This is a genomic window from Streptomyces sp. NPDC091376, assembly GCF_044757085.1.
GTDB lineage: Bacteria > Actinomycetota > Actinomycetes > Streptomycetales > Streptomycetaceae > Streptomyces > Streptomyces pratisoli.
The window spans coordinates 302528-317105 of record NZ_JBIVUF010000005.1 but is presented as its reverse complement, the minus strand read 5'-3'; the positions used below and the strand labels follow the sequence as shown (position 1 = coordinate 317105).

General features: G+C 71.3%; 11 protein-coding genes and 1 pseudogene. 4 read left to right on the top strand and 8 right to left on the bottom strand.

What is annotated here, in order from left to right:
- Positions 1-127 precede the first annotated feature (127 nt).
- Both ACIQMR_RS13650 and ACIQMR_RS13645 read left to right on the top strand, forming a co-directional pair.
- Entirely contained in the window at positions 128-439 is a 312-nt protein-coding gene (locus ACIQMR_RS13650; protein ID WP_401385579.1) for a DUF3040 domain-containing protein, read from the top strand.
- A gap of 168 nt (positions 440-607) precedes the next feature.
- Entirely contained in the window at positions 608-1912 is a 1305-nt protein-coding gene (locus ACIQMR_RS13645) for a cation:proton antiporter (protein WP_401385578.1), read from the top strand.
- 183 nt (positions 1913-2095) lie between these two features.
- Here ACIQMR_RS13645 and ACIQMR_RS13640 read toward each other — a convergent pair whose 3' ends face one another.
- The 4 genes from ACIQMR_RS13640 to ACIQMR_RS13625 form a co-directional block, all read right to left on the bottom strand.
- The gene (locus ACIQMR_RS13640; protein WP_401385577.1) at positions 2096-2821 is read right to left on the bottom strand and encodes a class I SAM-dependent methyltransferase; all 726 of its coding nucleotides are present in this window, start codon (positions 2819-2821) and stop codon (positions 2096-2098) included.
- Between the two features lie 224 nt (positions 2822-3045).
- The gene (locus tag ACIQMR_RS13635; RefSeq protein WP_401385576.1) at positions 3046-7059 is read right to left on the bottom strand and encodes a CHAT domain-containing protein; all 4014 of its coding nucleotides are present in this window, start codon (positions 7057-7059) and stop codon (positions 3046-3048) included.
- A complete protein-coding gene (locus ACIQMR_RS13630; RefSeq protein WP_401385575.1) occupies positions 7059-7958 on the bottom strand; it encodes a hypothetical protein in 900 nt (299 codons plus the stop codon). Before ACIQMR_RS13630 ends, ACIQMR_RS13635 begins: the two co-directional genes overlap by 1 nt.
- A 4-nt stretch (positions 7959-7962) precedes the next feature.
- Entirely contained in the window at positions 7963-8310 is a 348-nt protein-coding gene (locus ACIQMR_RS13625) for a hypothetical protein (RefSeq protein WP_266384745.1), read from the bottom strand.
- A 130-nt stretch (positions 8311-8440) separates the two neighbouring features.
- Between ACIQMR_RS13625 and ACIQMR_RS13620 the strand changes: the two genes are divergently transcribed.
- Complete coding sequence (locus ACIQMR_RS13620) at positions 8441-8875, top strand: VOC family protein (RefSeq protein WP_401385574.1); 435 nt, start codon at positions 8441-8443, stop codon at positions 8873-8875.
- 271 nt (positions 8876-9146) lie between these two features.
- Here ACIQMR_RS13620 and ACIQMR_RS13615 read toward each other — a convergent pair whose 3' ends face one another.
- A complete protein-coding gene (locus ACIQMR_RS13615; protein ID WP_401385573.1) occupies positions 9147-10931 on the bottom strand; it encodes a SpoIIE family protein phosphatase in 1785 nt (594 codons plus the stop codon).
- Positions 10932-11286: 355 nt separating this feature from the next.
- On the opposite strand from ACIQMR_RS13615, the gene ACIQMR_RS13610 reads away from it, so the two are divergent.
- Positions 11287-11820: a hypothetical protein gene (locus ACIQMR_RS13610; RefSeq protein WP_401385572.1), complete on the top strand. Its 534-nt coding sequence runs from the start codon at positions 11287-11289 to the stop codon at positions 11818-11820.
- A 220-nt stretch (positions 11821-12040) separates the two neighbouring features.
- Here ACIQMR_RS13610 and ACIQMR_RS13605 read toward each other — a convergent pair whose 3' ends face one another.
- From ACIQMR_RS13605 to ACIQMR_RS13595, 3 genes and pseudogenes are all read right to left on the bottom strand, one after another.
- Entirely contained in the window at positions 12041-12811 is a 771-nt protein-coding gene (locus tag ACIQMR_RS13605; protein ID WP_401385571.1) for an NPP1 family protein, read from the bottom strand.
- A gap of 467 nt (positions 12812-13278) precedes the next feature.
- Positions 13279-13535, bottom strand: a pseudogene (locus tag ACIQMR_RS13600) (hypothetical protein); the annotation flags it as partial.
- Positions 13536-13890: 355 nt separating this feature from the next.
- Positions 13891-14094, bottom strand: coding sequence for a cold-shock protein (locus tag ACIQMR_RS13595; RefSeq protein WP_242331983.1), 204 nt, complete (start codon positions 14092-14094; stop codon positions 13891-13893).
- Positions 14095-14578: the final 484 nt, after the last annotated feature.

Here is a 14578-nt window from a genome sequence, read left to right as displayed (position 1 = left end):
GGCCACCGGGCGCGAGGGCCCGTGAGGCCTTCGCCTGCGGAAATGGGTGCCGGCCCCGATGCGGAGCCCCTGCGCGGCATGTGACCGTAGGCATATCGCCCCACCCCGGACCGCGCGAGGAGGAGCCATGGCCCGGGCCCGAGACGAACGCCTTCAGGCTCTGCAGGAGCAGACCGAGCGGACCGACCCACGCTTCGCCCGCGGGCTGGGTACGGGGCGGCCGTGCCGTCCGAAAGAGTACCGGCGCGGGTACGTCCGGGCGCTGCCGCCCGTGGCACTCGCGATGCTGGTGGCCGGCCTGGCGCTGCCCCAGGGGCTCCTGCTCGCGGCGGGGCTGGTCCTCGCGGGTCTGGCGGCGCAGCTGTGGTCGTCGCCGCGCCCGCGTGGGGCGCACCCGCGCAGCCGGCACCGGTACCGGCACCGCCCGTACCGGCCATGACAACGGACGCCGCCCTGCGCGGCAGCCGGCTGTCACCGTCACCGTCACCGTCACCGTCACCGTCACCGTCACCGTCACCGTCACCGTCACCGTCACCGAGGGAGAAAACGTATCCGCCTCGCACAGCTCAACCAGTCCGCCTCTCCGCCCTGCGGAAGGCGGTGACCCGTGGGACACGCCGACACCTTGCTCGCCATGGGCGGCGCCTTCCTGGCCGCCGCCTTCCTCGCCCGGATCGGTAGCCGGATCGGGTTGCCCACGATCCCGCTGTTCATGCTCGCCGGCATCCTGCTCGGCCCTCACACGCCGGGGCTGGTCCTGGTCGACGACGCCCACGATTTCGAGATGCTGTCCGCGCTCGGCCTCGTGCTCCTGCTGTTCTACCTGGGCCTGGAGTTCCACCTCGACGATCTGAGAAGCGGCGGCAGACGCCTGCTGACCGCGGGTGGCATCTATCTCGTGCTGAACGTCGGTGCGGGCCTGGGCTTCGGCTTCGCGCTGGGCTGGGGCGCCCGGGAGGCGCTGGTGCTGGCCGGAGTCCTCGGCATCTCCTCCTCCGCCATCGTCACCAAGATCCTGATCGACCTCGGCCGCATCACCCACCCGGAGACGCGTCTGATCCTCGGCGTCATCGTGGTGGAGGACATCTTCCTGGCGCTCTACCTCGCCGGACTCCAACCCGTCATCAGCGGCGCCGAAGGCGTCACAGAGACAGTCCTCCAGGCTGCGAAAGCATTCGGGTTCCTGCTGGTGCTCGCCGCCACAGCGCGCTACGGCACCCGGCTGATCAGCCGCCTCATCAAGGTCCGCGACAACGAACTGCTCGTCATCAGCTTCCTCGGCATCGCCGTCCTCGTCGCCGGCGTCTCCGAACTCCTCGGGGTAGCCGACGCCATCGGTGCCTTCATGGCCGGGCTGATCCTGGCCGGGACCCCCTCGGGGCCGCGGATCCGCCGGCTGGTCCATCCGTTGCGCGACGCCTTCGCGGCGATCTTCTTCTTCGCGTTCGGGCTCGCCATCGACCCCGCCGACATCGCGTCCGTCGCCGGACCGGTCGCCGCCGCGACGGCTCTGACCGTCGTGATGAACGTGGCCGCGGGGCTGCTGGTCGCGCGCCTGTACCGGTACGGCATCGAGCCCGCCGCCGACATCGCCACGACGCTGCTGGCGCGCGGGGAGTTCGCGCTGATCCTGGCCGCCATGGCTGCCGGCGCGGGGCTCGACGGCCGTCTCGCGCCGTTCATCGCCGGGTACGTCCTCGTCCTCGCCGTTCTGGGGCCGATCGTGGCCGGGCGCGCCCATCTGCTGGCCCGTGCTCTGAGGGCCGCGGGCAGTCTCATCGCCGACGGCCGCGGCTCCGCCGCCTCGTACGCGGATGCCGGCACCGATGCCGGCGCGGGTACGGAGGTCGATGACGAAGACACCGCGGACGACAGCGCCCTTTCCGCCCGGTCCACGCCGCCGTCTGCCTGACCGTCTTCGTCGACCTGCTCGGCTTCACGAGCACGCCGCACGAACTGCCGCTGTCCGCCGCCTCCGTGGGGGCCGGCGGTGCGGCGGTCGGTGTCCTGCCGGCCGGGTACCAGCTCGCTCAGCTCCCGGCCACGCCGTGGCCGGGACACCTGTCCGGTCCGAGTGGCGCGCATTCACTGGAGATCACGGACGTCGTGCCAGGAACACGAACTCTCTTCCCGGGCGGTCGGGCGCATCGCGAACGTCGTCCACCACGTATCCGTGCGCGACCAAGTCCCTCTCGACCTCTTCCCGCTCTCGGAAACGCAGCGTCGAATCCGAGGTCAGCACCTGCCCGTCCGCAGCGAACACGTAGGTCGAGCGGAACGTCACCAGGGGCCGGCTCACCTCGATCAGCTGGACCCAGCTCTCGACGGAGCCGACGCCTGGGATCTCCGTGACGCGGTGGGAGTTCTCGCGGGTCCACTCCTCCCAGGCGCGTCTGGCCGGGTCGCGGGTCTCGAACGCCAGATGCCCGCCGGGCCGTAGTGCTTCGTAGGCTCCTCGCAGCGTCTGCTGCCACGTCTGCGGATCAGCAATGGCCTGGGCAACGTTCGCCGTCATCGTCGCCAGGTCGACCTGCAGCTGCGGGAGGTCCGTCGCGTCACCGCACATCCAGCGCACTCGCTCACTGCCCGGCTTGGCCCGGGCGACATCGACGGACGCCAGAGCGGGATCGACGCCGACGACCTCGATCCCGCGATCAGCCAGGAGGAGCGCGAACACACCTGTGCCGCAGCCGATGTCCAGCACTCGGCGCGCCCCGAACTCTTCCGCCATCAAGAGGTAGGCATCGAGATCGCCGCGGTCGGGGTCGAGCGGGTCATAGATCGCGGCGAGCCGCGGATGCCCGAAGCAGTCGTCAGCCATGCCGCCGAACCGTATACAGAACGGGCTCGGACAGCCACTGAGTTGCCAAGCCCCGCCTCCTGCTCCCCGATGTCCCAGCAGTCCCGGACCTGCTGGGCCTCGGCGTCCGGCAGCAAGGCGGTGAGCCCGTTCCAGGCCGCAACGTCGTCGTCGGTCACGCGGCAGACGCTACCGGCCGACACTGACCCCCCACGGATCGCGCCGGAGCCCACGCCCTCTCGGGGCTACGGACCGGTGTGGATCAGGGACGCCCACAAGTGCGGGCGTTCGGGGTGCTCGGCGCGGAGTTCGCGGGTCACCCGGTGCAAGGCGTCGGCGGCCCGGTCGGCGTTCTCGACCGTCGATAGCAGGCGGTAGAAGCGGTCGGCGGCCGTCGCGGCGACGGCGTCGTTGAGCGGCCACAGGCTCGCGATCACATGCCGGAATCCGGCGAGTTGGAACGCCGACGCGAGGTGAGTGGACTCGTTCGCGTGGCGACGGCCGACATGCCCGGTGGAACAGGCCGAAAGGTAGGCCAGCTCGGCGCTGTGCAGGCGCAGTCGACTGATCTCCGCGATCGGCAGGCGGCCGTCGTGCAGGTGGAGACCGCCCTGCGACGGCGCGTGGAGATCCGTATCGGCGTGGCAGGCGAAGTGGGCCCAGCCGGCGCCGGGAAGCGCGCCGAGAACGCTGTCGACCTTGGCTTGCTCGTTCATCAGGAGCATCGAATCGGGAAGGTGCGCGTGCAGAGCGGCCGCTTCGGCCGCGGTCGCGGGCAGGTCCGGGTGGCCGGGCGTGCGTTCGAGCGCGACGGTGAGCTGCCGCCGGGGCGCCCCGGCGGTCTGCCTCCGGGCCCCGAGCAGCGCACGGAAGGTCGGGGCGTACGAGGACACGACGCGGTCCAGGGTGCCGGGCTCGCCCGGCCTGCCCGCCGCGTGCAGCGGGAGCAGACCGAGCAGCCCGGTCGGCATCCACCAGACCCTCGGCAACCGGCCCTCGCGGGGCGGGAACCTGTCCAGGGCGTCCAGTACGGGGCTCACGGTGGTGTCCCAGAGCCAGCCGAGCAGGTCGGACAGGATCCGCCGGCGCCGTAGTTCAGCGACCAGCGAACCGGTGGCGGCCATGGCCCGCGAGAGTTCCGTGGTCCGCGCGTCGACCTCGGAAAGGGTCAGCTCGGGCAGCGGCACCAGCATCGGAGCGGCGTCGGCGGTGGCGATGATCGCGTCGCTGCGCCGGCTTCCGGCGTTGACGAGCACCACGGTTCCGCCTGCTGTGGCTTCCCGCAGCTCGTCCCACGTCGGTGGCAGGAGGAACCGCTCCCAGCCCTGCAGCCGGCGAATCTCCGCGAGCAGCGCGTCGTACTCGCTCCACGGGCGGCGGCGTTCCTCACCGTGGGGCGCGCTGAGGCCTTCTGCGTCGGGGGTTCGGTGGCCGTCGCCACCGGGCGCGCCGAGAGCATCGCGGACCTGCTGGAAGCGCCGCGCGAGCTCCGGGTGTTCGCCCTGGAGGCCGGACAGGTCCGTGCGCGCGTCCAGTTGCGACGCCAGCAGGATGCCCCGCCCCTGCTCGCCCGCCTGAATGGCGCCGACCGGGTCGTCGAGGGCGCAGTGGACGGCGACCGCCTCGCCCACCAGCCCGAGGTACCCGTCGAGGCGGTGCTCCTGGTCCGCGTACGACGTCTGCCGGGCGGGTACCGAGGGCAGCAGGGCCACCGCCGCGTCCAGCAGGCGACGCGCTGTCCCGTGCTCACCCGCGGCGTGCGCGATCCTGCCGGTCACCCAACGGGCGCGCACCTGATAGCCGGGCGGGGACGGGCATGGCGCAGCCGCGAGCGCGGACAGCCGCTCGACGTCGACGGGATCGACCGCGCCGTCCCCGGCCTGCATCTCCAGGCTGAGGACGAGGTTGAACAGGCGCTGGGAGTGGACGGGATCGTCGGACGGCGTGGCGGCCAGTGCCTCCCTCTTGAGGTCGACCGCACGGTCCAGGTCCGCCGGGTCGCCGTCGGCCTTGAACCGCGATTGGAGGGCTACGCCGAGGTTGGCCAGGCAGCGGGGGCGGTCGGGGTGGCCCTCTGGGATGAGGGACAGTGTGCGCTCGTTGTGCGCGACGGCCCGGGCCAGGTCCACCGTGCTTCCGGTGTGCTGGTGCCGCGTCAGATGGACGCTCGCCAGCATGCCGAGACGAGGGGCCAGTTCGGCATGGTCCTCGGGGGTGGCGGAGACCGACAGCTCGCACACTTCGACAGCGCGGTCCAGGTCCGCTGGGTCCCCGGTACGCGCGAACCGGGCTTGGTAGGTGGGACCGAGATTGGTCGCGAACCTGGCTCGTTCCGGATGGTCGACAGGGGTGGCGGCCAGCGCCCGCTCCTTCCGTTCGATCGCCCGGTTCAGGTCGGCCGTGTCACCGGCGTGCGCGTACCGCGCGGCGAGAGCGATACCGAGGTTGTTCAGCCGCCGCGCCACATCGGGGTGGTCGGCCGGAGTGCGGGCGACCGCGCGGGTTGCGGACTCGATGGCACGGTCCAGGTCCGCGACGTCGCCGGTGCGTCGAAACCGCGCGTGGTGGTCGCCTGACAGGCTGGACAGGTGTACCGCCAGGAGCTGGTGGTCGGACGGCGTCTTCTCGACCGCCGCCTCGCGGTGCTCGATCGCACGGTCCAGGTCGTCGAGGCTCCCGGCGTGCTTGAACCGAGCGCTGTACACCGACGCGAGGTTGCCGAGGTACAGCGCACGGTCCGGGTGGCCGTCGGGCATCGCCGCCACCGCCTGTTCGCCGCGCTCGACCGCCCGGTGCAGGTCTGCCAGGTCGCCGGTGCGCTCGAACCGTGACTGGTACGCCAGTGCCAGGTTCGACAGCTGTCTGCCCCGTTCGCTTCGGCCCTCCGGGGCGCGTGCCACCGCTCGTTCGCCGTACTCGATGGCGCGGTGCAGGTCCGGCACGCTGCCCGTACGTTGGAAACGGCCGTGGAGAGCCGTGCCCACGTTGGACAGGAAGGTGCTCGACTTCGGGTGATCGGCCGGTGTCGCCGCGACCGCGTCCTCCCCTGCGCTGATTGAACGGTCGAGATCCGCCGGGTCCGCGGCGCGGTTGAACCGCTCCTGGTAGACGGCGGCGACATTGTTGAGACGGACCCCGCGATCAGGATGGTCGTCCGCAGTGGCGGCCACGGCCTGTTCGTGGTTCTCGACGGCACGAGCGAGGTCGTTGACGTCTCCTCCGCGCTCGAACCGCGCGTGGTGGAAGGCCCCGAGGTTGGACAGGACCGTGGGCAGGTGCACGGGGTCCGGGCCGGCGGACCATGCCTGATGGCCGACCTCGATCGCCCGCTCCAGATCGGCCGGGACCCCGGTGCGTTCGTACCGGGCGAACAGGGCCATGCCGAGGTTGGCAAGGGACTGCGGGTGCGGCCGGTCGGACGCGGCGAGCACGTACCCGACCTCGATGGCCAGGTCGAGGTCGTCGGGGTCGTCGCTCCGTTCGTGCCGTGTGTGATGGGCGACGGCGAGGTTGCTCAGGGCCATCGGGCGGTTCGGGTCGGTGGGCGAGATCGTGGACCGCGCTCGCGAGAGCATCTCGATCGCCCGGTCCAGATCGGTCGCGTCACCCGCCCGCTCGTATCGCGCCAGGTGGATGGTGCCGAGGTTGGACAGGATCGTCGGGTAGTTGGGATCGTCGGAGTACGCTGCCGCGCGGTTCCCGAGGTCGATCGCCCTGTCCAGGTCGGCGGTGTTCCCGGTCTGCCCGTATCGCGCCCAGTACCCGGCTCCGGCGTTGGTGACGGTCGTCCCGGCGATCGGAGACCCCGAGGCAAGGACGGCCTCGTGCAGGACGATGCTGGCGTCGAGCACGTCGCGCTCACCCGTCCGCAGCGCCTGGATGAGTAACTGTCCGGCCTGCTGTGCCTGCAGGTCAGGGTTTGCCGCCGGACCGAGCAAGTGGCGCAGTGGCTCGGGCACGAACCCCTGTCCGCCCGCCCACGGGGCGACGAGGAGGATCGCTCTCGCCAGCTCGGCCCGGCCCGGCTCCTCGGGCATCGCCGCGTGACGCAGACCGTGCAGCAGGCCCAGCCACCAGGCCGCGGTCGCGAGTCGGTGTGTCTCCGACGGTGCGGGGCGGTCCGGGTCAGCCGGTTGCGCGGCGTGCCAGAGGTTCGCCGCGTCTTCGCTGAGCGTCGGCCCGAGGAGGAGGTCGGGACGTGCCTGGGCCGCGTCGATCCCGTGGCGGACGCGGTCGATCCAGTACTCGAAGGGCGGCATCAACGCCCTTTTCTGACGATGGCGGTGATGTCCTGGCCCTCGGCGAGGGTCAGGGGACCGGTGGCGGCGTCATTGCCGACGCCGAGCGCGCCGGCCAGCGTCCGGCCGTGCAGGTCGATCGCGGCCTCGGACAACGCGGCCAGGTCCCCGACCGCGGCGCGGGCGCGCGCCCAGCCCGCCACACCGATACCGACGCCGATCAGCAGGGCGGGCCACCACAGCACACCCAGCACGAGGTAGGGCCACGCCCATGTGCCGGACGCGACCGCGCCGGCGAACGCGGCTTCGGCGGCGACGACCTCCGTGCGCACCGTTTCCGGCAACACCAGCCAGAGCCGGGACCACCCGAAGGCGAGGTCGAGCCCGTTCCGGTGCAGCGCCACCTGCTCGACGGCGTACATTCGGTCACCCATCCAGGTCGGCCGACCCGGCTCCGCGGGCGCGATGCGGGTCATCCGCGCCGCCATGTCGTCGATCTCCTCCTGGCGCTCGGCGGTCCGCGTCACCGCCGGGTGGTCCCTGACCAGAGCACGCCTGCGGTCGAGCAGCGCATGCCACCGCGCCCTGCGCCGGCGCACCACCCACCGTGACAGCGGGCGCGGCCACCGGCCCAGCCACACGAGGCGGGTCACACCGGCCAGCGCCTGTACGGCGAGCCCGGTGCCGGTCGCGGCCAGCAGCACCGCGACAAGCAGCAGCACCTGCGCCCCGAACCGGCCGGAGCCGGTGCCCGCGACCTCGGAGATCGTCCGCTCCACCTCGCCGACATCGAACGGGTCGGCATGCCCGAGCCGGACGCCGACCACGGCGAGCAGCACGAACAGGGCGCCGGGCAGCACGAGCAGCGCGACCCACCGCTCAGCGAGCTTCTTGGCGAGCTCCTCGAAGAACCTGCCCATGGGGCTACTGCCGCCTCATCGTCCGTCGGGTCACCGCGCAGACCGGCACGGGCCCGGCGGGCACGGTCGTGGCGACGCGCTCGCAGGCGCCATCGGGGCAGACGAACCACTCCTCGTCGGCACGCCCTGCCCCGGCCCCCGGCAGTCCGGCGCCGAGCGCCTGTCGGGTCTCGTCACGAGTCGTGCCCAACAACTCGGCGAGCAGCGGCAGGATCGGCCGCCGCGCGGCGGCCTCCGACTCGATACGCGCCAGCAGCCGACCCTTCTCCTCGGAGTGCGCCGAGATCTCGGCCCGCAGCGCGGGCAGTTCCTCGCACACCATCGAGAGCACGTCGCGCTCGTCCTGATCCACCCGGCCCCCTCCACGACTTGACCGCCAGCATATTGAACCGGCCCGGCCGCGAGGGCTCCCAGCGGGAAATGCCACGGCGCGGCCCTCGCGGTCACCGACACCACCGAAAGCCCCCTGCTATGGTGCGCCGATGTCGTCGATCAAGCAGTTCCAAGTCACCTTCGACTGCGCGGAACCCGAGCGCGTCGCTCGTTTCTGGTGCGAGGTGCTGGGGTACGTCGTGCCGCCGCCACCGCAGGGGTTTGCCACTTGGGACGACTACACGTGCTCGCAGCCACCTGAGCAGCGGGATTCATGGTTCGCCTGCACTGATCCCTCAGGAGTGGGCCCGCGACTGTTCTTCCAGCGGGTTCCCGAGGGCAAGGTCGCCAAGAACCGGCTCCATCTCGATGTGCGGGTCGGCACCGGGCTCGTGGGTGAGGAGCGCTTGGCCACGCTGGAGGCCGAGTGCACACGCCTGGTCGCGCTCGGCGCGGTACGCGTGCGACTGCTGCCTGCCGATGAAGAAAATGAGTCCTGCATCGTGATGCAGGACATCGAGGGCAACGAGTTCTGTCTCGACTGAGTAGCCGCGTCACCGACCGAGGGCGCTGGCCCACTTGTTGTCGTCGCGTACACAGCGTTGCCGTCAAAGGAGTCATCGCAGTGCTCGGCTCCGGCGCTCTCCCGCAAGTTGACGCGAGGCGCGCACATGCGAGTCCTGGTGACGTCAGCGCGGGATGGTGTCGAGGCCCTGCCCCGGCGAGGGCTCGGTGGGCGCGCCGACCGCCGTGGGTGCGCGCGGTAGTGGGTGCGCGCGGTAGTGGGTGCGTGCGGCCGGGATGGGGCGCCGGGTCTCAGCGGTTCGCGTCGTCGGGGGACGCCGGGGCACGGCCGCGGGTGCGGGCGAGGAGCAGGGTGACGTCGTCGGGAGGTGTCGTGTACGGCAGGGTGTCGATGACCGCGGCGCTGAGGTCGTCCAGGCGGAGGCCGGGCTGTGCGAGAGCGGTGCGGATCCGTTCCATGCCGGTGTCGATGTCCTGGTGGCGGTCCTCGATCAGCCCGTCGCTGTAGAGGGCGATGACGCTTCCCTCGGGCAGATGCAGCTCCGCGGCCTCGTACGTCTCCATGCCGAGGCCGAGGGGCGTGCCGCTCGGGATCTCGGGGAAGGCGACGCGGCCGTCGGGGTGGACGACCGCCGGCGGCGGATGGCCGGCCCGTGCCATGGTGCAGCGCCGGGTGGCGGGGTCGTAGACGGCGTACAGACAGGTGGCGGCCAGAGTGGGGCCGGAGGTGTCGGTGTCTTCGTCGCCGAGGTGCATGACCGTGCGATCGAGCCGGGTCATCAGTTCGGCCGGGGGCAGGTCCAGATCGGCGAGTGTGCGTACGGCCGTGCGCAGTCGGCCCATCGTGGCCGCGGCGCCGATGCCGTGCCCGGCGACATCGCCGACGACGAGCGCCAACCGGCCGCCGGGCAGCGGGAAGACGTCGTACCAGTCGCCACCCACGCCGCCTACGCCGCCCTCGGCACCCTCGGTGTCCGCGGGGAGATAGCGGGCCACCACGTCCGCGGCGGCTCCGCCGCTCACACTGCGCGGGAGCAGGCTGTGCTGGAGGGCCAGGGCGGTCGCGCGCTCGCGCGTGTACCGGCGGGCGTTGTCCAGGCTCAGCGCGGCCCTGGCCACCAGCTCCTCGGCGAACAGCAGGTCGGCCTCGTCGAACGGGGCCGGGGTGTCCGTCCGTACGAACACCGCCACCCCCAGGAGCGCACCGCGGGCGTGGACCGGAACGACCATCAAGGAGTGCATGCCGAGCTCGCGGATCTTCCCGGCCCGTGCCGGGTCGTCGTCCAGCCACGTGCCGGGGGCGGTTTCCAGTACCGGCTGCAGGACGGACTTCCCGGAGGACAGCACCCGGATGAAGGGCGAGGCGGGAGGAACGTAGACCACCTCGCCGCGCGGCCACAGGGACTCCGGGGTGCCGGGGTGGATCGAGGCCATGCCCGCGCGCCGGAACTTCGGGAGGCGTCCGCCCATGGGACCCAGCCGCTCCAGGGGCTCCTCACCGAGTCGGACGGCCTCGGTCAGGTCGACGGTCACGTAGTCGGCGAGCAGCGGCACCGTGTAGTCGGCCAGCTCCTGCGCCGTGTGCATGACGTCCAGCGTGGTGCCGATACGGGCGCCGGCCTCGCTGACGAGGGCCAGGCGGTCCTCGGCCCACCGTCTGCCGGTGACCTCCAGGACCACTTGGCACACCCCCAGCGTCCGGCCTTCCTCGTCGTCCAGGCGGATGGCGCAGACGGAGAACGCACGGTTTCCTCCGGCCCGTTCCATGATCGGGGCGCGGTACTCGCGGCCGAAGTCCGAGATGCCGGTCGCCAGCACCTCCCGCATCGCGGACTCCAGCACTCCGGCGTCGCCGGGCAGGGCCGTGCCCGGCCGGCGCCCGAGCCGCTGCTCCCGGGAGACTCCGTCGTACTTCTCCATGGAGTCGTTCACCCAGATGCAGCGCAGGTCGGTGCCCCAGATGGCGAAGCCGAGCGCGGACCGGGTGAGGAGGGATCCCAGCGCGGTTCCGGCGACGTCGCCTGCTCGCTGCAGGATGCCGGCCAGGTCTGTCGGTGCGGGCTTCTTTCCTGCCATGTCTCGATTCTCCTGCTCGGTGACCGGGTTGCGCCTTTCCTGCGGTGCTCAGGCGTGTACCTGCGGTCCTCAGGCGGGTGGACGATGCCTCTGCCGGTGCATCGTCCGGTGCCTGGGCCTCACGGTGCTCGGCCACCGCCGGACGGCCTCGACCTCGACCTCGACGCTCAACCGCGACCCGAGGCATCCGCGCCGGGCTGACCTCGCCGCTCGTCGGCCCGAGGGCGGCATGCGTGCCCTGCGGATCCGCCTGCGGTAACCGGCTCCTGGTGTCAGCGCGTGAGACCAGCAGGCCCTCGGGAGCCTGCAGCGGCGTGCGCGGCCGGTTGTCAGTCCTCGTTCTTACGATCACGACATGACTGATGCCTTCACGGTCCTGTGGACCCACGACACCTGCCGCGCGCTGCGCAGGACGGGCCGCACCGGCGAGCGGCCACCGGTCGCCTTCAGCGGCGTCCACTCCTCGCTGCCCGCATGGTCGGGCGCCCGTGCAGGTGACGACGTGTACGCGCTCCACGTCAAGCAGCGCGTCGTGTTCGTGGTGAGCCGGATGCGGGTGATCGACCTGGGACGGCGCGGCTGCTGCGGCACCGCCCCTGCCGCATGGCAGGATCCGGCCTTTCCCGGACACGCCGACTGGTCCATGCTCGGCGCCGATGGCTGCGGTGCCACGGCAGTGCACGTGGACGCGACACCCGTGCGCTTCGACATACCGATCCCCGGCGACCTGCTGGCACGGCTCACTTGGCGCAACCGCCGAGGCCAGACCCGCGTGCTGAAATACGTGGAGGACGGCCGCCTCGAGCGCTCGATCAGCCTCCAGGGGTTCTACCGCCTGACCCCCGAGTCCGCCGGCGAACTGGCGGAGATCGTCGACAACGCCTCGTGAACAGCGTTGCGACACCACGAGCCCCGGCCCGGATGAAACTTCGGCCGCAGGCCTCCGGGACGACCGCCCCCGGAATCCCAGCGACACGGCCGAGACGACCACGGCCATGAGCGACAGCGCGCGTACGCCGCTCGTCGCCCGGCCGGGTCACGGCGTTCCCCGACGGCGCGGAGCAGCATTGCCGTCGGGGTGCCGGTGAAGCGCTGAGTTGGGCTACCCGTCACGCATAAGGGTCGAACGGGATGCCGGCCGGCTTGGCTTCGGCGAGGTGGCCCTCGAAGCTGCCGTCCTTGAGGCCGAAGTGGGCACTGCCGAAGTCGGCTTGGCTGAGCTTGTCGCGCAGACCCGCCGGGTAGCCGTTCCAGCCGACGAGCGTGGGGAACTGCCAGGTGCGCTGGTGGTTCTCCGGCGGTTCGTCGTTGGAGTTGGCGGGTCGGAAGCAGTGGGTGCTCACACCGTCCTTGTGGTACACGACCTTCGGGTGTGTACCGTCCCAGCGGATCTGGTCGCGCGGGTAGATGTTGAAGTCCCCGTGGGCAGAGGTGGCGACGTACTGCGCCTGGTTGTTCTGCACCCAGACCACAACGTGCTCCCAGTCGTGGCGGTGGCCGCCGAGACTGATACCGGGGATGGCCTGGTCCTTCTCGAAGTAGAGACCGTAGATGACGGCGCACCAGCCGTTGTTGCACTTGGCGCGGGAGTACCCGTTGGTGTTGACCAGGTCCGACGCGTCCCGGCAGTTGCCGTTGAGGGCTCCGGTGGGCTTCAGGCCGGGGTTGATCGTGCCGTCGGGACCGATGGCCGGCGTCGCGTAACAGCCGTCGGTGTCGTAGTCGTAGGCCGGCTGGAACGTCTGATCCAGCGCGTCCGCGTTGGCCGGCAGGGCGGCCGGCGGCGCGGCGGCGAGAGCGGTGTTCGGAACGGCGAGCACCAGCGCGAACGCGCCGGCGAGGATGAGCGAAGCCCTGCGGATTCTGGAGCTCTGCTGCACCAAGTCCTCCTGGAAACCGTGGTGTGGGGTACACGATCCGTTGACATGTCCGCCACAGCCTTCACGTAGTTCGGCGGAATACCAAGAGGGGTGAGGTGACTATGCGCTGAAGAGTGGACCAAGAGCGGGACGCGGCCCCACTGACCGCCCCGCCCACTCGCATCTCCTGGGCGGCAGCCGCGCCTCCGCTACGGCCGCGTGCGCGCCTGCACCGTTTCCGTACGCCCGGGCAGCGAGCCGGCCCATCACCCGCTGGTACAGGGCCGCGTCACGGACCGGCACTTCCGGCTCCTGAGTCATGGCTCGTGGGTCACGGCACACGTCGTCGCATGGACCTGGAGATGACGATGCCGGGATGCCGTTCGGCACCCCGGCACGATGTCGAGGGCGAGGAAAGCGAACTCACTAGTTTCAGAGAGGATGAGAAGGAAGTCCGTTCATGGCCTCGCCGGGGCCGACGCCAGCGGTCAGCCGGGAATCACATCGCTCGGGTTCTCCGGGGTGAGGACCCTGGACTGCGGATGCAGTCCGTCCGGACGTTCCAGACACGATGTGGGTGACCGGGCCGTCCGGGATCGTCGTACCGTCCCACAGCGTGGTCGCCGTGGCGCGATCGGCCAATCAGGTCGACGAGGTGGCGGACCGTGAGATGTTCGCGCTCGACGATGCCGCGCAGCAGCGTCGCGACAGACACCCGGTTTCCCTCGGCCCGGTTGGAGTTCGGACGGTGTGCACCCGGCCCGGCAGCGGGCTGGGTTCACGGTGAGCCCGGTGTCCGATCCGAAGCGCCGTCCGTACCATCGGCGGATCCATCGGCGGATCCATCGGCGCCGCGCTGACCGGCGTCCTGGTGACCAGCCGCCTCCAGCCGTCGGGCCGCCCCTGCGCCGTCGCCCGGACCGGCCGAGCTCCGTCTGCGGCAGGCCCGGTCGCGGCGCTGCCGGCGGAGCCGTTCTCGCGGACGTAGCGGCTTGTGCCTCTGGAGAAGCGCGACATCCCGCCCGGCAAGGTCCTCGTGCCCGGACAGGTCAGTGCCCGCCCCCGTCAGACAGCCGGGGGCGGGCACCAGGGACCTTGGATCAGGCGGGGGTGATGTTCTCCGCCTGGGGGCCCTTCTGGCCCTGGGTGACGTCGAACGTCACCTTCTGGCCCTCCTGCAGCTCACGGAAGCCCGAGCTGGCGATGTTGGAGTAGTGGGCGAAGACGTCGGGGCCTCCACCGTCCTGCTCGATGAAGCCGAAGCCCTTCTCCGAGTTGAACCACTTCACGGTTCCGCTGGCCATGCACGTCCTCCAAAGGACTCAAGGTCGGCCCCCGCACCATGCGGGGACCGGAGGTGATCGCCGGGTCCTCAGCGACGCTGAACAGCAAAACCGCCCGTGCATGTGCTCACGGGCGGAAGGAACTTCGGAACCACGACAGCTGGAGATGACGCTACACGAGCCCCGCCCCGACCACCACGAAAGCCACCTCCGCAGTGTGCCGGGGTGTCGCGCCACCGCCCCGCAGCCGGCTCCACCCGCACCCGGCCCGTGATCAGGTCCTGTCCGCCGGACCGGTCGCGGGAACGGTCGCGGGACCGCACCGCGGCTCGACCCGCCTCGGGTGAGCCCCGATACACCCGATCCCGCTCCTCCATCGACTGCTCGACGACGCGGTTCGCCCGTTCCCGACCACCATCCAGGAGCTTGACGCAGAACCGGATCCATTGCTCTCTGGTGATAGCCCGTCTCGCCGTGTAGCGTCGCTGACAGATGTCGTGGTTCG